The organism is Paenibacillus sp. GYB003 (genome assembly GCF_036577625.1).
GTDB lineage: Bacteria > Bacillota > Bacilli > Paenibacillales > NBRC-103111 > Paenibacillus_AB.
This window is the reverse complement of record NZ_JARBDC010000066.1, coordinates 23,273-41,959: the sequence shown is the minus strand read 5'-3', so window position 1 is coordinate 41,959 and position 18,687 is coordinate 23,273. Positions and strand designations below refer to the sequence as shown.

Below are 18,687 nucleotides of genomic sequence, written 5' to 3'. Positions count from 1 at the left end.
ATGTCATCCAAACATAATATGACCCGGAGACAACTGCTGACGACACTCGGAGTGACGGGAGTAGCATTAACGGCCGGCGGACTGGTGTCCCATACAACCGGTGCGTTAGCGGGCGGGGAGACGGTAACGGATTCGGTCTACGGTAAGAATCCCGGTCATCCGAACCATCATCCTCAAGTAGGGCAAACAGACCCGGCGTGCTGCCGCACTGTGACTATTGCGGAGCTGCGTGCGATGACGACGGTACCCGGTTCGGACTGCATCTATTATGTCCGGGATCGCGGACAGGAAGGACATTTTTATTATGATTCCGGGGACTCGCAATCTGTAGATAATATGGGTACGGTTCTGGTATCTGCCGGAGGTGCGAGATTCAAACGGATTTACGAAGGACTTCTTAACGTGCAATGGTTTGGTACCGCCGGGGATGGCGTTACGGACGACTTGGCGGCTTTCCTCCGTTGTTTCAACGAATCGAAAGCTACAGGATGTGGCGTATTTATTCCAAATTCGATTTATCGTTTGGAGACTAAGGAGAATCAATCTATTGAGATTACAGCGGACGTTTATTGTGAAGGAGTCATTCGTACGGCATGCAGAACCGACCAAGACGTTTTTGCCGTAAGACGCAAGGCAACGCCAATATCGAAAAGCTTTTCGGAGCTCGGAACTATGCAAAAGTTTCAAAGTTCCGTCTCTGGTTTCGAGAATATGCAGGGATGCACGGTATATATCAAATCCGACGAGGATGAGATCATAAGGCTCCCAAGCGGAACATATAAAAAAATCGATTTCGTCAAAATTACGGACAAGTTCGGGTCGATCTCCCCGACTCTTCACCATAGTTTCAACAAATCGATCGCCGGAGAACAAGTACAAATTTTCGAATACGAAGCGCCGATTACGATAAAAGGCTTACGGCTGGAAGTGGTTACGGCTCATCTGGACCTTGGCCCCAACCCGGATGCCCAAGTCAAATACGCGTCGATTCTGGCCATATACCGGGATAATGTGGTAGTCGAGAACTTGACCATTCGCAATCAAACGGGCTATGCCGCCGATACCACTTTGAAAATCGAACAATGCAATAACGTGGTAATTCGGGACAGTAAAGTGAACATTACGAACACGTCTCACTATTGCGTCAATTTGCAGCATTGCTCGGATATTCAATTTACCAATTGCCATTTTAGCGGCGGCAGCCATACGGTGGCCGGGCGGCATACGAATCGGGCCTTCTTTAGGCATTGCGTCATTGCAGGAGAGTTGGATTCGCACTGGGGGAAAGATTTCGTGATCGAAGACTCTCATATCCGGCTTGTTTTGTACGCGGGATCGAATATCGCGATCCGAGGATGCACGATTACCCGGACATCAACCGTACTCGTAATTCGCAACGATACGCCCCAGTTGGACGGGAACGTTGTTATCGAAAATAACACGGTCGTCTGCGAATTTCCTACTTGCATTCTTTTCGCTTACAGCGCCTTTAATGCTTCCGCTTACACAGATACGACGCATGATGTAATCAATCCGAAGTCGGTGATCATTCGCCATAACACGATACTGAAGATGGATGCACCGAATCCGGTTTTAACGACGGTCATCGCGTGTCGGTTAAACGGTACAAGACCGTATAATCAGACGACCTTTGGCCAAATCGTGATAGAAAATATTCGCGTGCCGGACGGCGTTGAGCTAAGTACGGTTTGGATGAACAAGGATACGGCGAAATCGATCGGTCCTGACACAAAAATCATGTTGAGCGGGCTTTCGTTCAAACCGAGTCAAACCTATCAACCGCTCATCCTCTATTCCGTCAATCATAATGATGCGACAGTCGATCAATACGGCTTTATTCTGGATGTGACAGATTGCCATAATTTCGCTCTCCAGGCGGATAGCCCCACAATCAAAAAAGCTACGATTCGAAACAGCAGCATCGTAAACAAAATGCAAAAAAACGCTGCGGTAACGACTGCCATGAGCCAGGCGACCATTGCCATACAACATTCGGAATTGCGGGCTACAACGTTTAACATCCCGTCGATGTTATGGGAGTTCGTTTCATGCGACATAAGCGGGAATGTTAGCGGGTTTTCCACGACAGCCGGATTGGCTTACGCCAAAGACAACCGTGTGAAGCAGGGAGTCGCCGCCGGTGTGTTGAATACGGATTATAAGGATCCGGCCATTTATCAGTAAGGGGAACAGATTGTAAGACCGTTCATCATGCTCGGTCATATGGACAAGCCGGTACAATTTGTCGAGACCAAATGCCCCTGTTCCTAAAGTGAAGGGGCATTTTGTATAAGCGTTTTAAATTTAGTAAACCGATTAACTGAGACGAATTTTTTCATAAAACAGCGTACCGGCAACGATATAGGAAGGCAGTTGTCGACAATTGATATGCGACAAGTTTTTCAAAGCTCCGAGAGCATGTTTTCGTGTACAGTTGCCCGGAGGGTTCCTTTCTTGGCGGCTTTTGCAACCCCAAGGATCCACCCGATTCGTTACCGCTTGGCCAAAACCGGAAACATGCTCCCTTTCAGCAAATCGCCCTAGCGAAAAGCCAGGCCGGCCGTCACAATATGCTGGCGGCCCGAGAACGTCGTCCCGTCCGGCATGTAAATAACGGCAAGCACCCGTCTCGGCTTGTCGGTGCCGTTCGCGTGCGCGTAATGGAACGTCAACCCGTGATGGAAGGTCGCGCTGCCCGCCTTCATGCGCACGATAACCGGCATCGTCTGATCGATGCCCGTTCCTTTCGCGTAATCGAACAAATTTTGCGGCTCCACCAGGTTGATGCCGGCCAGCTTACCGACTTTGTGCGAGCCCGGCACGAACATCATGCAGCCGTTATTCTCGTCGACATCGTCAAGCGCCAGCCAAATCGACAGCGCCCCGGGCTCGTTCATCGGCCAGTACGGCATATCCTGATGCCACGGGGTCGGCTTGGAATCCCCCGGCATTTTCCATAACGCGTGGTCGTGGAACAGCCGGATGCCGTCCGCACCGCTCAACCGGCGGGCGATTTCCGCAAACCGCGGATGAAGCGTAAATTTCGCTACGGCGGCCGAATCCCGCCATGCGTTGACCTTTTGGTTCAGTACTTTATAATAGGCGCCGTTCGGCGATTGGCCTGTCGACCGTTCGCTGTCCGCCGCCATCACGTCGCCTACCGCTTCCCTCAGCTCCTCCAGCTCCTCGGACGTCACGACGTCGTCGAATTGCGCGAAGCCGTTCTCGCGGTAAAAGTCAATCTTGTCCTGGGGTACCTCGAACATGGTTTACTTCAGCTCCTTTTTCTGTTATGACATTGATTATAAAAGACGGGCCGCGGCGAATCGTGGCTGATTTTGCCAACGCATTGAACGATCTTGCAAAGCGCGGCGGAAGGCGGGGCGAAGCGGAATGACGGAGCAGGAAGTGAAAATAAGCCGGGGAGCGGGCTATTTCCGCGAAGAGTTTCCGTTTTTTACGAACAAGTACAATATCGTCGCCGGACAGACGATCGAGCGGCATGCGCACGATTTCGTCGAGCTCGTATACGTGCTGGAGGGCGGTGCGCTTCACGAAATGGGCGGCCACCTGTATACGCTGCGGCAGGGCGATTTGTTCGTCATCGAGCCCGGCGCGGCTCACAGCTACAAGGGGGCGCCCGACCGCAGGACGGTCGTGTACAACGTGCTGTTCGACCGGAATTTGCTGTACCGCGAGCTGGCCACGATGGAAGACGTCGTGCCGATGCTGGAGTTTTTATATTTATCGCCTTTTTTGCGCAAATCGTCCGTATTCCGGCCCCACCTGCACGTCGAGGGCAAGCAGCGGCTGCAATTGGAAAATCATTTGGAGACACTGCTGCAGGAGACGAAGCGGAAGGAGCCGGGCTACCAGCTTGTCGTAAAGGCGAGGATGATCGAATGCATGGTCGTCTTAAGCCGGCAATGCGCGCCGGACGCCGTCACTGTCGCGGAGCCGACCGACCGGCAGTGGATGGAAGCGGTTGTTCTGCTCATCAAGGAAAACTTCGACAAGCCGCTCTCGCTCGAGCAGATCAGCCGGCTGTGCGGCATGAGCGTCACCTCGTTCTCGCACAAGTTCAAAGCGCACACGGGCAAGACGTTTCTCGAGTTCAAGCACGAAGCGCAAATCGAAGCGGCCTGCGGCCTGCTGGCGCAAACCGATCATAAAACGATCGTCATCGCCCATGAGGTCGGCTTCGAGGACGTCAGCTTCTTTTATAGGGTGTTTCGCAAAAAGACGGGCACAACCCCGAGCGGCTATCGCGCCTCGCTGCGCGCAGGCTCCGGGGCGGGGCGTTGACGGAAAGCTGAGCGAAGAACGCATCCGCGGAATTATTTATAAATGGAGCTGCCATCCAAGCAGCTCCTTATTCATTCCGTGCTTTGCACTTGGCCCGATGTTCTCTCGGAGCGATCCCCCTGAACCGCTTGAACTGCTTATTGAAATAGCTTAAGGAGTGGAAGCCGCATTCATAGGCGATTTCGGTAATCGATTTGTCGGTATGATCCAAATAATAGAGGGCCGATTGCAGCCGAAGTCGACTGATAAACTCATTGGGAGAGAGACTTGTCAGCTCTTTAAATTGTTTGAAAAACATCGTTTTCCGCATATTCGACATGACGATCAATTGATCCATTTCGATCTCTTCCGTAAAATGAGACAGGACGAATTCTATGACCCGAATCATCGCCTCATTCGGCTTTCCCCCCAAAGAGGAAACTTCCCGAAAGCCTTCTAAATAATAACGGAATATCGAAACGAGAATATCGACAAAGTACAAATATTGCTTGGCCTGCCATCCGGGAAGCTTCCGTTCCTCCTCGGCGACCGCTTGCTTTGCAGCAGCATGAATCAAGCCGGCATATGGCGATTGCGCCGGTATTAACGGGGAGAAGCGGCCGGCGGCCGTATAAAACGGCTGGAGCAATCTGCTTCCTTCCGGAATGAACTTGACGATTGACGGGGAAAACAGCAGCATAATCCATTTCACCGGTTTTTCCGTACTTTGCGCAAGATTATAGTGCGGTTCAAAGGGACGAAACACAAAGACGTCTCCGGGCTTCCCGTAATAATCGCGGTCGACAAGACGGTATTTGGCGTCGTTCTCCAGCAATATGCTCACTTCCAAAGCGTCGTGCAGGTGCATGTCGTGCTCGGTTAAAGCTCCTATCTTTTGCACAAAGTTCAATTCGCGTTCCAGTCGGACATCGTCGTAATACATATAGTCCTCCGTGAAATCCCATCATCGTCACGAACTAATATCGTCAACTAATTGTATCCTAGCTTTTTATGAACAAAAATACAATTTATTGGTTGCTTTCGAGCAGTTTTTCCGTCGGCCTTGCAGTACATTGAAATCATCACGCATAAGGAGGAGAACCTGTTGACACAAGCCATCTCCAATTTTGTACTAACGGAGCAAATGATCGAAGAGTTTTATCGCGAGGGCTATTTCTATGCGCCGGGATTCATTACTCCTGAAACGGTAGAAAAAATCAACCTGGAGCAGGCGGATTTCGTGAGCAAATCCGAAAGCGGGGAATGGAAATCCAACGGCTTCATTCATTTTGACAAAAGCGCCGCGCAGTTCCCGGAAACGGCAAAGATGCTTTCATCCGCAGCCTTGATCGATATTTTTGAGAAAATACTTGGCGACGAAGTAAGGCTATGGATGGGGATGTATGCCGTAGTGCATCCGCGTGGGGAAGGATTGGCTTGGCACCAAGACAACATGTATACGCACATTTTAGGTCATATGCTCAACGGGTTTATAGCTCTCGATACGATTACGCAACAAAATGCAGGCTTGTGGCTTGCGCCGCGTTCCCATCGCTTGGGCCGTCAAGCGAATATGAACGAGGCCGGCGCTAAACATCGACGAGCCGCAGACCCTGAGAACGGAATGCCATGCAAGCCGATGGCGCCCGGAGATGCCGTTATTTTTCATAGAGAGACGCTGCATCACAGCAAGACGAACAATACCGACAAGCCGAGAAGAGCCTATGCTTTCCAGGTTGCCTCGGCTGCTTGCCGATATGCGGAAACGGGCAAACTGCTGACGGACCGCGAGCTGCTGTCCGCGCTGAAGAACTAAAAAGAAAAAGACGGTTGGTGCACGTACTAAGAGTATACCAACCGTCTTCATAAAGCGCTTTCAATTATTGAGTTGCGATGTAGGCATTGATGCTTTCTTCGGCTTCGCGCAATGCGGTGTTCACATCTTTTTGACCTTTTACCATCGCATTCATGCCTTCGATCATGATCGTTTTGGCTTTGGCGTCATGCTTCGTTACAACGAAAGGTTTGGCGGGCTGGGTCAAGAAAGCGTTTTTCAGGTTTTTCCCTTTCGCGTAATCCAGATTTTTCCCGAACTCTTCCTCCATGTCTTTGCCGGTCATGACCGGGACGCGGCCGATGCGGGCAAGATCTTTTTGTACTTCTTCGGACAGCATGGTGGCCAACACCTGGAACGCCTGATCTTTGTATTTGCTCTGCTTCGTAATGTGAATCACGTACTCGTCTACCTGCATGCCCGTATTCGGCAGTTCTTTGAACTGAGGATATTGTACGATATCCCAGTTCAATTGTTTTGCATCCTTCAAGTTGGACAGCAGGTTCAGCGAAGGATACATGGCCAATATGCCGTCATTGGCGAATTGGCCGGCCGCGTTCAGCTTCACTTCTCCGTTTCCGGGGATGTCGTATATTTTCTTTAGCAAATCGAACACTTTTTTCCAGCCGTCCGTATTCACTACAGCCTTATTCGTTTTCGGATCGACGTAAGGAAGCGACCATATCGATCCGATCCGGACCGGTCCATCCGGCTCAAGCCCGCGGTATTGAATGCCGCCTTCGTTGCGGGTAAGCTTTTTGCCAAGCTCGTATGTTTCTTCCCAGGTCATGCCGTTGCGGGGATATTCCACGCCGAACTTATCGAAGATCGTTTTGTTATAATAGTTCGCGTAAAAGTGCATCGTCCACGGGAGTCCGATCAAATAGTCCGTCTGACTGACGATTTTCACCCCGTCCACCGCGACCTTATTCAATTTGGTCAGATCGAAACGGAATTTTTTGATCAACGGCTCGATGTTTTCGTCCAACCCTCTGCCCATGTACCGTTCCATGAGGGGAGAAGCCGTCATCACCATGTCGGGAGCCGTGCCGGCGGCCAAGAGCTCATCCAGCGATTGCCCCTTGGCAGCCAGATTGTATACTTCAAACGAAATATTCGGATAACGTTTTTTGACCGGCTCCTCGATATATTGCTTGAACTCGGATTCCAGTACCCAATTGAAAGGGTACGCGAACCGCAGCGTTACCGGAGCGTCGCTAATCGCAAGAGCCTCCTTCTCTTTCTCCGTCCGCTCGGCCTCTCCGGCATTCCTGCCGCTGCAGCCGCTTGCCAGCAAGGACATTAACGCAGCGCTAACCATAATGGTTTGCGTCTTGTTTATTTTAGCCACATGTAACCCTCCTTGACAGTCAAAAGTTATACAGCATCAGGAAACGGGCGAATCGGCGTCAAAATCGGGCGTTCCTTCTTGATGACATAACTTTCAAGCGCTTTCGCCGTCTGCCAACGTTCAAGGATCAAATCGAGTTTGCCTTGCGGCGTTCGTTCCGGATCGCCGCAAGGCATGCTCCTATTTTCGTACGCTCTGCCGAAATTACGCGCCGCTGACGGCCAAGGAAGCACGGATGCTGCGAAATACCTCATACGAGCGCTTGGCGCATTCCGAGATGGAGATCGGGTGGAAACCGATCAATTCCGCGTACAGCGTATCGTTCAACGGCTGCGTCCAGTTTGCAGGCAGCTTGCTTGCGCCCAGCGAAGCGCCCATAATGGAGCCTACGGTTGCTCCGTTGCAGTCGGTATCCCAGCCGCCGAGCACGGAAGTGGCGATGGCGGTCTCGAAGTCGCCCTTGGAAAAAATGATGGATGAGGCTACAAGAGCGGCGTTGTTGTTCGTATGCACCGGGTGATAGTGCTTGAACGCTTCCCAAATGCGGTCGACAAGCTGGACTTGGTCCTTCGCTTCCTTCGCTATCGATATCGCTTGCTCGATATCGTGCGCAAGTCTGCAATTGCGCGGAATTTCGCTTAACCCGATGCGTACGATACGTTCCGGATCGCTTTCGACGAAAGCGGCTGCGATCATGGCCGCACAGAACATTTCGCCGTATATGCCGTTCTTGACGTGCGAGAAGGAAGCGTCGCGCCAAGCAAGCTCGGCGGCGAGCTCAGGGTTGCCGGCTGCGCCGTAAGCGAAGCCGTCGGCGCGAATTTGCGCTCCGATCCATTCGCGGTATGGATTCAAATACGTGCGCACCCAATCTTTGCGGGTATCCCAGTCTTCCGGCCTTTGTCCCTTTTGATGAGAAGTCGCATGCGTGAAATTCATATAAGCTTGCGTCTCGGCCGTACAAACTTGTCTGTAGGAGAGCCGCCTGTGCCATAATTTTCCGATGTCGAACGAATCGAAGTTAAGCCCTTTCTCTTCCAGCATAATCAAACCGAGTACGGTATAGCGTATATCGTCGTCCGTTTCCATGAAACGGATGCGCTCTCTTGTACTTTTCAAGCTGGCGGAGGCAAGCGCCAAGCCATGCTCCTTCTCCGCGCGGGATTCGATTGGGGTATAGCCGCGAATCGGCCAGGCGTCGGCCCCTTCGAACCAAAGCTGTACGTTGCGCCATCCCGGATTGCTCTCTGTCCCGCCCATGAAGTGCCAAACCTCCAGAGGCTTGCCCAGGGCGCAGCCGGCGCTGCGGCCGAGCCATGCGCCATAAAATTTGTCCCGCCACCCCGCTTCATCCGGCGAATCGCTCAGCCTGCGCGGACCGTCGGGCCGCAGAGCGCGAATATCGGCCAGCTCCGAAGGCTCCTCATAAGGAAAATCGCTTCGAATCGGAAGCGCTATCATTTCGTTGTAGAGCGACATCAACCGAGCTTCATCCGTTCCAGCCGCCGCGACCTTCTCTGCATAGCCGTCTACGTCGCAGCCTTCCTGACCTCTTTGCACGACTTCCTTTTTGACCAGTTCATCCAGCGATGTCCACCCCGCCATAGGAATGACCTCCATCGAATGATTTCGTTTCAGGTTCATTATAGACGGGGCGCAGGCGAGTCATCTACTCAGCTATTGTTTTGTATTCTCAATAATTGCGTGCACCGAAAATTTGCTGCGGTAATCGAGCGGAGAAAGCCCTACGATGGATTTGAAAAGACGGTAGAAGGAAGGGATGCTCTGAAAGCCGCTACCGAAACAAACGTCTGCAGCGCTAAGGCTCGTACTGATCAGCAGCCGTTTCGCTTCGTTGATTCGCAGATGCAGCAAATAATCTTTAAAGCTGCGCCCCAGCTCCTGCTGGAATAAATGGCTGGCCCGGGAAGGACTAAGGAGGAGAGCTTCCGCTATGTCCGCCAGCTCGAGCGGCTCCCGGAAGCGATCTTCAACCATCGTCAAAGCCGGACGCATCCGTCGGAACGTATCGGTCATCCGTTTCCACTCGAACTTCGACATACCGGTCGAATAATGACGCAGCAGCAGCACACACAGCTTAAGTAGGGCGCTTTTGGCCATACTGATGTAACCTTCCTGTTTGGCGTCGAGCTCGTACCATATTTCCTCAATCAATGCCCCGAGCGGTTCGGCCAGGGGCGAAGCCGAAGTGATGCGATTGTCGAAATGATCGGAATTGTAAGCGAATGGCAGCAGCAGCGATTCTTCCTCTTCGAGTAGCAGCCGCGGATCGAAATTGATAAATATATAGGTGCTGGGATTGCATTCATCCGATTTGGCAATATGGAGTTCCTTATTGTTGACTATAAAAATATCGCCGATTGCGACCCGGTACTGCTTCTCGCCGAAATAAAAATCGCCGCTACCGGAAATGCAGAGGCCGATTTCCAGACTTGAATGATAATGAAGCGGTTCCAGCTTTTTGTTGGGCGTCCAGCGGAAAGCGTTAATCGGAATGTTGTTCTCATAAGTAATCGTAAGCCTCATGGGAAACCTCGAATAACGATTTTTTTTCGAGCATCGAGAGGTCCGGCGCTTAGGGCTGATGCGGCCCTTGCCCCTTCGCGTTCCACCGTCCCTGCTGCTGGTACTGTCGGGGAGAACAGCCGTATTTGCTCCTGAACACCCGCTCGAAGTGGGTTAGGGTGCGGAAGCCGGAGGCGAAGCAAATTTCGGTTACCGGCCGCTCGGAGGCGAGCAGGAGCGCGGCCCCGAATTCGATCCGCAAGTTTTGCAGGTAATGCTGGAACGTGATGCCCGTCGTCTGCCGGAAGCATGTGCTAAAGTAGCCGGGAGCGAGATTGGCCTCGCGGGCGGCATCCTGCAAGCTAAGCGGCTCCCGGAAATGATGATGAATGAAAAGAAGGGCGCTTGCAACCGCGTCATGGCTCGATGCCGCAGCCTCATCCCCCGGCAAGCCCCTATCGACCGAACCGATCTCCCGCTGGCGCAGCAGCTCGATCAGAATGCGTTCCAACGCTCCTTTCACCATAAGCCGCTGGGCGGTTTTCGGTTCCCGCATTTCCCGGTCGATAACCAAATACTCCTGCTCCACCCGCAGAAGCGCTTCTTGATCCAGACGGATCATCCGACTTGCATTCCCGTAAAGCAGCAGTTCGCGCAGCTCGCCGACCAGCATTTCTTCCGAGAAGATCACGTTGTACACTTGCAGCACGGAATTCGGATCAGGGTATACTTCATGGAAATCCGCGGGGGTAAGCAGGAACAGACTCCCTCTCTCCAATGGATGGGCCACTCCGTTCACCACATTCGTTCCTGTCCCTTCCGTTATGACGCACATCTCATAAAATTCGTGCCAATGAAGCGGAGACGGCTTCTTGAGCCGCTGCACAAAGAAGTTGAAGGAACGGTTAAGCTGCATATACTGCTCGTTCAACAGACGCCTAGGCTGTGACCCGCTCTCTCGCTTCATCGGTTCATTCCTTTCCGCTTCCCGGCGTTTATACGTTCTCGAATCGGCTTCCCGCGATATCCCGACCTCGGGCAAGCCATACTTTGTGATTCTGATTGCGCTCCGGAATGACGCGCGCTTCCGTAGAGAAATAGCGCATCGTATAGCCGCATCTGCGGTGAGGGCTCGTATTGGCCTTCGCGCCGTGGATGATCCGGCTGTCGTGCAGCGAGCATTCGCCCCGCTCGAGTTCGAAATAGACGGCTTGCGAATCGTCGATATTTTTCACTTGCGACCGGAACAAGTTCTTGCTCTTGTCCACTTCCTCATACTCGGAAAACCCGTTATGATGAGTGCCGGGGATGACGCGCATGCAGCCGTTCTCCTGGGTGCTGCGGTCGATGGCCAGCCAGACCGTCACGATGCCGTCGTATCTGCTCAAGCGGCCTTTCCAGTAGGCCGAATCCTCGTGCCATGGCGTGGCGCGCCCCACCACCGGATCTTTGCAGATGAAGTGGCTCGACCACAACCCGATGTTCGGACCGAGGATTGGCTCCACCAGATCCAGCACCTCATCCGCGAGCAAAAACTCCAGCAGCCGTTCGTCGCGGAAATGCGGGGTGTCCAGCTCGTCCGAAAGCTTCTGGCCCTTCAACGCCAGCTGCTCCTCGAAAATGTCCGTCAACCGATTCAACTTTTGTTCGGAAAAAAGCGGCTTTTTGTACAATAAATATCCGTTGCGATTATAATAGGCCGTATCCTCCGGTGATAGCAAGCTGGTATGCTTCTGCATGAACATTCGCCTCCGGCAATCGATTATAGGTACAGCTTTACTGTAGCAAATCGAGCGGCGAGGGCGCTCATCTTTCCATCCGGGAAACTTAGCATATCTTCAGATGTTCATTGCCGATTTGACTCTGTCAAGAAAGCAGATACCGAATAAGACAAATAGGCGCCATGGTGTCCGTAAACGTCGGCTTAGCTTCCCTCGCATCGTATGATCCCGAAGGATAAAACTGCCTGCAAAAACATCCCTCTCTTCGATAAACGATTTTTTACTCCCCGAACCATTTTTTCACGCACAAATACGTTTGCATAGAGTGTGAAAATATTGCGCGGCTCGTCAATCCGCAGGTCGTACCGGGCCAACCGACGAATGCGGGGGAAGCGGCAGCGGGTCAGGCAAAACAAGCGTCGGTCGCCAATCAAGCGGCGGCACCGTCGGTAGTGGAGCAGACGTATTTCCGCAATCTCGCGGCAGGCCTCTCCTATGAATGGTCCGAATCGCCGGAAGCGTCGCACCCCGACGAAGGCCGCAAGCTTACGGATGGAAATACGGCGCATTGGATCGGAATGACCCGGCATGGGTAGGACATCTGCGCGGAAAAACGCGCGAAGTCGTGTTCGATCTGGGCGAGGAAAAGTCGATCGGAAAGATTACGGCCCGCTTTCTCCAAGATTATCCCGCCAACTCGATCCTTGTGCCGCTAACGGTATCGATGTATGTCTCCGACGATAAGAATCATTGGGGACTGCTTTCCCATAACGCCACGCAGCTGCTCTGGGGGGAAGGGCCGCCCAGACAGGAGACCTTTGCATGGGACGGCAGCCGGGACGGAATCAAGGGCGGGAATGCGGAGGGCAGGCTGGCTTATGCCCGTTATGTCAAAGTAACCTTTACGATGCATCATTCGCAATGGGAATACATTGACGAAATCGAAATTATGGGTATGGACGGCAAGGTCGACGGGGCCGTAAAGGTTCCTGCCGAGCAGCCTCATTTTTTGGAGCCGGGGGAAGCGACGGGCATCCGGAATCTGAATCTGCTGTATAACGGACAATATGCGGACGGTTTGGGCGATTGGAAGAAGGAACGGATTATCCCCAACATCAGTTATGTGAATAAAGACGGCGAGCCTACCGACTGGCTGTTTGACGGCGTATTATATCTCGGGCTGACTTCGCGGCCGGCCGGGATTTCGGCATTGGGCAAACGAATCTGGAGGATTGGAAATGGTACTTGGATAAAACATTTGCGGCCGCGGGAGATATGCAGCAGCTGAACGAGGCCGCCAAGGAAGTCGGAGCCAAGCTGAACCGGCCCGACCATAAAGTGAAGGTTGTGTTAATGATTCCGAATCCGGGGGAATTCTTAAACGATTTTGGCGACGTTGACGGGGACGGGGGATCCGAAAGCTTCAACGCCTCCGTCGTCGGCGAAGAGAAGGCGCTCGAAAACAGGATCAAAGCGGTGCACTGGTGGCTGGATCAGGTCCGGCAAAGATGGCAGGCGGCGAATTATTCCAATCTGGAGCTTGTCGGCATGTACTGGCTGGAAGAACAGATCGGCACAAGCGATACGGGACCGGATTTGATTAAAGCCGTAAGCGGCCAAGTCCATGACAGGAACCTGAAATTGTTCTGGATTCCCCATTCTTTGGCGTATAAAAGCTTTATGTGGAAAGACGTAGGGTTTGATGCCGCGGCGCTTCAGCCTAACTATTTTTTCGGCGGAATGGATTCCGACCGGTTGGAGGATGCCGCGAACCTGGCCAAACAGTACGGGATGTCGAACGAAGTCGAGTTTGATGACCGGATGCTGACCGACGGCGTATTCCGCGAACGTTATATCGAATATTTGAACAGCGGCGTTGAAACCGGTTTGATGCAAAAGGGCTTCAGAGCTTACTACCAAGGCAATAATGCCGTTTACAGCTTGGCGGTGAGCAAGGATCCGGGTTTGCGTCTCATTCCAATTCGCGATCAAGCTTACCGGCGACCTGAAGGGAACGTGCGACGCCTATCTCTCTATGGAGGGAATGTCGGCACCCGTCAAAATTTCGTTCGAATACAGCAAAAAGGATTGATGCTCATCTGATCGATATGGAAAGTGGAACTTCGCTGAAGGGTATCCGCGGCAACCGGGCGGATTCGGGATCGATGGCTAACGAACCCGACGATGCTTATAGGCGGAAAAGCGATTGTTTTTCAAGTCTAACGAATCGGTGCATCGTTATCGAGCCGAAAAGGGAAGAAAAAGAGCCGATTCGCAGGTAATAACGTTACTGGAGTTCGTTACAACTTTAAACCGCCGCATTTAGCTCCGATAACGATCGCTCGGTTCGTTAGCCGCTGCCGGACCGCAGGAGCGCTGATGGATCGGTTTGCATGCCAAAGCCGTCCGGACGTTTTTCCCGGACGGTTTTTCACTTCGCAGAACGGGTACAAGATCCCTTGCTTGGAGATTGTCGTCCCGTCAACCGCGCTTGTCCCGACAAACGGGCAGGATAATGTCAGGAAATCCGCGAATAGTATGGAAATAAATGCTGGGGACTACGAGGGGGGAACTTGGAGATGATCCGCTATCCTTTTTTGCAGGAAAGGACGACCGTCGGTGTTACGGCGCCTTCATCGGGCGTAGAGGAAACTTTGCACGGGTTAGTCAAACAGGCGATCGGCCGTTTGGAGGAGAAGGGCTACCGGGTGGTTTGCGGCGAGACGGTTTGGACCCAGAGCAAGGCGAGGTCGGCTCCTGCCGCCGTAAGGGCCGCGGAGCTGAACGCCTTTTTGCAGGACGAGGGGATCGGCCTGATCTTTCCCCCGTGGGGCGGCGAATTGTTGATCGAGATTATCGATCGGATCGAATACGCCCGCATTCCACCGAAATGGATTCTGGGCTACTCCGACACGAGCGCACTCCTGCTGGCCGTTACGCTTGCAACCGGAATCGCGACGGCGCATGGCACGAATTTGATCGACATAAGGGGAGCCTATTCGGACGAAACGACGGCGATGTGGGAGACCGTTTTGACGACTCGGGCAGGCATGTCCGTTCAGCAGCATTCGTCGAAGCTGTATCAGAAGGCATGGAATCACGATCAGCCTTCGCCTTGCGTTTTCCATCTGACGGAGCCGACCGCGTGGCTGACGACGTCGGGCTCCGAAGCAATCGTGCGAGGGCGTCTGCTCGGCGGATGCATCGATGTCATCCGCCATTTAATCGGGACGCCGTACGGCGACGTGCCGGCATTCCAACGCCGGTTCATTCATGGTGAGCCGATCCTCTGGTATTTGGAAAACTGCGAGCTGAGCGTAACCGACCTTCGACGTTCGCTTGTCCAAATGAAATTGGCGGGCTGGTTCAATCATTGCAGCGGCATTCTATTCGGCCGAAGCGATGCGAACAAGCCCGTCGGCGGCTACGAGGCGTGTGATATATATCGGGAGATGGAGGAGGAGCTGGGCGTACCGATCGTTTACGATATCGACTGCGGGCATGTGCCGCCGCAGATGACTTTCGTCAATGGAGCCGTGGCGGAAGCGAAAGTAACGAACGGCAAAGCCGTCGTGATGCAGGTTTTTGAGCCGTAAATCGAAATTCCATATTATGGACAAGTAGAGGTGGATTTTCATGATGTGCAAACCCCATTATCTCCCGGGCGAGCCTGTTGTGCTGCGGAGGGTATGGCAAAACCGAATCTATCGGGTCACGACTATGACCGTCGTGCAGGATACCCCCGACTTAATCGTCCTCTACTTAGGTCCGGGCTATCCGATCAAGTCCGCGAACAATCCGCTCAAAGCTTCGTCCGCCCAATCGTTCGAGCTGCAAGACAGTACGTGGGGAGGCGGGATCAAGCACTTGCTTATGCTTGTTTCGCCGGGAGCCGCTCATGCCGTTTACGCCATGAAAAATGAAGAGCATCACGTAACAGGCTGGTACATTAATTTGCAAGAACCGCTAAGTCGAACGGCCTTTGGCTTCGATACGACGGATTACTTGCTCGATATTACTTTTCCCCCGATCGCTCCGTATGGAAATGGAAGGATGAGGCGGTTTTCGACGAGGCCGTCGCGGCAGGTAAAATTTCTTATGAGCAGGCCCGCGACATTCGCCTGGAAGGAGAACGGGCGGCAAAGCAGGTGCAAGAAGGCCCGTCCTCATTTTACGATGTTTGGGCGAATTGGCAGCCTCCGAGAGAATGGCGGATTCCCGAGCTTCCGCCTTGGAGACAAAGAACATTCTACAGCTGACGGATTCGTTTGCGTATAAGAGATTTATTGTGAAAAGCAATAATGAAATAAAAAGATATATTTTCAATAACAATACTTGAATGGGAAAGCAAAGTACCGAACCTCGAAAGTTCGGTACTTCATGAGATAGGGATGCGGTTTTGTTTTATCGGGGACAGCCATAAGGAGGTTTAGGCAGGCCCAAACGGTCCAGGTTGCCGCATACCGTACGCTGCCAGTAGGCTACCTGGTCATCCAGCGCTTTCGCGGAATGCTGCTGAATGATTTCGATGTAGGCTGTAGCCGCCGCGACTTGCGGATCGAAGGACCAGGACCAGTAATCCGTCCGATCGTAACGGCCGATCCATTGTCCGTCCACGCCGAATTTTTGTTGATCGGTTACGCCGATGACGGCTCCGTCCGCCGTTCTCAGCAAAATAAAGACTCCGCCGGTAAATCCGGTTAATTTGACGTTGTTTTTCGTACGGGTAACGACGTCGAGCTGGCCGGCAAGCGCTCCCGAGCGCTGCAGCGTGGCCCGCGTGTACATGTAACGCCCGCCGTTGGAGCTTTGCCAGGTGGACTCTGCGGTTAAAGAAGGAATGGTTTGAATCGTCGACGAAGATGCTGTGCTCCCTCCCGTGCTTCCCCCGGATCCGCCTCCGTACCCTCCGCCGGGTTCATCCGACATCCGCGCAAAGACCGAAGTAGCGGGAAGAGAAGCGAGCAGGGTAAAAGCGGCAAGCATCAACGTAACCAAACGACCTTTCCATGTTTTCATCTTGTAATCCTCCGATTCATGAATTTGTTGTGGTTGCAACCCTCCATCATTATGTTGTAAAAACCGACTTCCAGAAAGTACTAATTTTTCATAGTACCGGTGCAGCGCCGAACCGCTTTTCGGATTACGCGTACGAGTAGATCGGAGCGTTCAACCGGGAAGACCCGCAAGTCGGCGGAGCGGACGGAATTCGTGCTTCCGAAGCTGAAATAAATCCAAAATGCTGTTGACAAACAAACCGCCCCGGTGTTACCATTCCAGATATATAAACCGATAAATCATATTGGAATTAGAGACATTGAATGTGCAGTTGACCGGACCGCCGGAGACGCGCTTCCTTTAGGGAGTCGCGTCTCTTTTTGCATTCACCGAAGCTGCGTCGGGTCGAAGAGGAATAAGCGGGGGGCGGCAATTATGAAAACGAACGACTGGAAAATCGCGATGGCCGGAACGTTCGTAGCGGCAATGCTGGCGACGGCGGGCTGCTCCGGTTCGACGGACGGGGAGGCCGAAACGGCGGGCGACGGAAAAGAAGCGGTCGTCACGGTGTGGGGGCTCAGCGACTTTCTGAAGGGCGACGAGAGCCCGGGACAGCGGATGGTCAAAGAATTCAACGAAAAATACAAAGGACAAATTCGCGTGGAAGCCCGGTACATGCCTGCGGCGGAATACAATGCCGCGATACAGGCGGCGGTTACCTCCGGCGACTTGCCGGATATATACCAGACGCCGTCGAACACGGATATTCGCACCTTCGTTGCGAACGGACTCGCGCTTCCGTTCGACGGTCTCGTCTCGGACGGTTGGAAAAACCGTTTCTTTCCGGGAAGCTTCGTAGAGGGCGTCAATACGATCGACGGCAAGACGTATAGCTGGCCGCTTACGGGCCCGCAGCTCGGTTCGATTTTGTATTACAACAAAGACGTATTGAAAAAAGCCGGTATCGATCCGGAGAAGCCGCCGAAAACATGGGATGAGCTGAGAGACATGGCCAAAACGGTAACGGCCCAAGGAAAAGGCGACGTATACGGCATCGTCTTCGGCGGCGGAGAGACCGGCGGCAGCTCCGGCGTCGTCGCCTTCGTCAACGCGTTGGCGGCCGGCGTTTCGCCGGAAGCGGCCGGCGGCTTCAATTACAAAACGGGCCAATACGCTTACGATTCCAAGGCAATCGCGGACTCGTTCGATTTGTTGCTCAAGCTGAAACAGGACGGCAGCATCTTACCCTCGTCCTTTACGATGAAGGGGGCGGAGGCAGGCATCATGTTCGGACAGGGGAAGGCGGCGTTTCTTATAGACGGCAGAGCCCGGATGTGGCTCGTCAAGCGGGATACGCCGCAGGCAAGCTTCGGGCTGGCCCAAGTGCCGACCCCCGACGGAAGCAAGCCGACCTATTACTACGTTCCGGTCAATCCGACCGGGTATATGATCTCGGCGAAGACGAAGCACCCGAAGGAAGTCGGCATTTTTCTGGAGAACGGTTTTACGGCTCCGATGTTTTACGAGCGTTATTTGAAAAGCGGAGTGGCGCTTACGCCGATCGACAGCATCAACAACGACGAATCGCTGTATCCGTATCCCGAGTTCGATACGTTCGTGCGACTTCATAACGATTTATTGAGGGTGAGACCGGATTATGCGGTGAAAAACGCGCAAACCGCCAAAGTCATCGTCGAGCTGGGAGCGCTCGACCAGCCGAAGATCAAGCCGGCTTTCGGCGACATTTTGCAATCGGTGTTGTCGGGAGCGCAAAAGGAGGCGGCCGGTCCGTTAAAAGCATACAACGACAAGCTGAACAAAGGCTTGGAGGATGCCGTAGCGAAAGTGAAGGCTTCCGGAGGGAACGTCAGCTTGGACGATTTTAAATTCCCGAACTGGGATCCGAAGAAAAACTACGCGGCCGAAGACTATAAAGCATTGAAGTAAGGATG

At 53.1% G+C, this 18,687-nt stretch carries 16 protein-coding genes; 8 read left to right on the top strand and 8 right to left on the bottom strand.

Features of this window, described 5'->3' with window-relative positions; all coding sequences use genetic code 11:
- Positions 1-2,205 carry a right-handed parallel beta-helix repeat-containing protein gene (locus tag PV407_RS20865; RefSeq protein WP_332091927.1) on the top strand — a complete coding sequence of 735 codons (2,205 nt, stop codon included), beginning with the start codon at positions 1-3 and terminating at the stop codon, positions 2,203-2,205.
- A 356-nt stretch (positions 2,206-2,561) separates the two neighbouring features.
- On the opposite strand, the gene PV407_RS20860 is transcribed toward PV407_RS20865, so the two are convergent.
- Positions 2,562-3,287, bottom strand: a complete 726-nt coding sequence (locus PV407_RS20860; protein ID WP_332091926.1) for a phytanoyl-CoA dioxygenase family protein — start codon at positions 3,285-3,287, stop codon at positions 2,562-2,564.
- A gap of 127 nt (positions 3,288-3,414) precedes the next feature.
- On the opposite strand from PV407_RS20860, the gene PV407_RS20855 reads away from it, so the two are divergent.
- The gene (locus tag PV407_RS20855; protein ID WP_332091925.1) at positions 3,415-4,326 is read left to right on the top strand and encodes an AraC family transcriptional regulator; all 912 of its coding nucleotides are present in this window, start codon (positions 3,415-3,417) and stop codon (positions 4,324-4,326) included.
- A 67-nt stretch (positions 4,327-4,393) separates the two neighbouring features.
- On the opposite strand, the gene PV407_RS20850 is transcribed toward PV407_RS20855, so the two are convergent.
- A complete protein-coding gene (locus PV407_RS20850) occupies positions 4,394-5,248 on the bottom strand; it encodes an AraC family transcriptional regulator (RefSeq protein ID WP_332091924.1) in 855 nt (284 codons plus the stop codon).
- A 162-nt stretch (positions 5,249-5,410) separates the two neighbouring features.
- Between PV407_RS20850 and PV407_RS20845 the strand changes: the two genes are divergently transcribed.
- The gene (locus tag PV407_RS20845; protein WP_332091923.1) at positions 5,411-6,121 is read left to right on the top strand and encodes a phytanoyl-CoA dioxygenase family protein; all 711 of its coding nucleotides are present in this window, start codon (positions 5,411-5,413) and stop codon (positions 6,119-6,121) included.
- A 64-nt stretch (positions 6,122-6,185) separates the two neighbouring features.
- Here the strand turns inward: PV407_RS20845 and PV407_RS20840 are convergent, their stop codons facing one another.
- The 5 genes from PV407_RS20840 to PV407_RS20820 form a co-directional block, all read right to left on the bottom strand.
- A complete protein-coding gene (locus PV407_RS20840; RefSeq protein WP_332091922.1) occupies positions 6,186-7,490 on the bottom strand; it encodes an ABC transporter substrate-binding protein in 1,305 nt (434 codons plus the stop codon).
- Between the two features lie 204 nt (positions 7,491-7,694).
- On the bottom strand, positions 7,695-9,095 hold the full coding sequence (locus PV407_RS20835) for an ADP-ribosylglycohydrolase family protein (protein WP_332091921.1): 1,401 nt from the start codon (positions 9,093-9,095) through the stop codon (positions 7,695-7,697).
- A gap of 72 nt (positions 9,096-9,167) precedes the next feature.
- Entirely contained in the window at positions 9,168-10,037 is an 870-nt protein-coding gene (locus tag PV407_RS20830) for an AraC family transcriptional regulator (RefSeq protein ID WP_332091920.1), read from the bottom strand.
- 49 nt (positions 10,038-10,086) lie between these two features.
- Positions 10,087-10,932 (bottom strand): AraC family transcriptional regulator, encoded by an 846-nt coding sequence (locus tag PV407_RS20825; protein ID WP_332091919.1) that lies wholly within the window; start codon positions 10,930-10,932, stop codon positions 10,087-10,089.
- Positions 10,933-11,011: 79 nt separating this feature from the next.
- Positions 11,012-11,755, bottom strand: a complete 744-nt coding sequence (locus PV407_RS20820) for a phytanoyl-CoA dioxygenase family protein (RefSeq protein WP_332091918.1) — start codon at positions 11,753-11,755, stop codon at positions 11,012-11,014.
- 550 nt (positions 11,756-12,305) lie between these two features.
- On the opposite strand from PV407_RS20820, the gene PV407_RS20815 reads away from it, so the two are divergent.
- From PV407_RS20815 to PV407_RS29605, 4 genes are all read left to right on the top strand, one after another.
- Positions 12,306-13,025 (top strand): DUF4855 domain-containing protein, encoded by a 720-nt coding sequence (locus tag PV407_RS20815; RefSeq protein ID WP_332091917.1) that lies wholly within the window; start codon positions 12,306-12,308, stop codon positions 13,023-13,025.
- Complete coding sequence (locus PV407_RS20810) at positions 12,983-13,840, top strand: DUF4855 domain-containing protein (protein WP_332091916.1); 858 nt, start codon at positions 12,983-12,985, stop codon at positions 13,838-13,840. Before PV407_RS20815 ends, PV407_RS20810 begins: the two co-directional genes overlap by 43 nt.
- Before the next feature lie 476 nt (positions 13,841-14,316).
- Entirely contained in the window at positions 14,317-15,333 is a 1,017-nt protein-coding gene (locus tag PV407_RS20805) for a S66 family peptidase (protein ID WP_332091915.1), read from the top strand.
- A gap of 40 nt (positions 15,334-15,373) precedes the next feature.
- The gene (locus PV407_RS29605) at positions 15,374-16,015 is read left to right on the top strand and encodes a DUF402 domain-containing protein (protein ID WP_442951686.1); all 642 of its coding nucleotides are present in this window, start codon (positions 15,374-15,376) and stop codon (positions 16,013-16,015) included.
- Positions 16,016-16,141: 126 nt separating this feature from the next.
- On the opposite strand, the gene PV407_RS20800 is transcribed toward PV407_RS29605, so the two are convergent.
- Positions 16,142-16,525 carry a hypothetical protein gene (locus PV407_RS20800; RefSeq protein ID WP_332091914.1) on the bottom strand — a complete coding sequence of 128 codons (384 nt, stop codon included), beginning with the start codon at positions 16,523-16,525 and terminating at the stop codon, positions 16,142-16,144.
- Between the two features lie 645 nt (positions 16,526-17,170).
- On the opposite strand from PV407_RS20800, the gene PV407_RS20795 reads away from it, so the two are divergent.
- Entirely contained in the window at positions 17,171-18,682 is a 1,512-nt protein-coding gene (locus tag PV407_RS20795) for an ABC transporter substrate-binding protein (RefSeq protein WP_332091913.1), read from the top strand.
- Positions 18,683-18,687 lie beyond the last annotated feature (5 nt).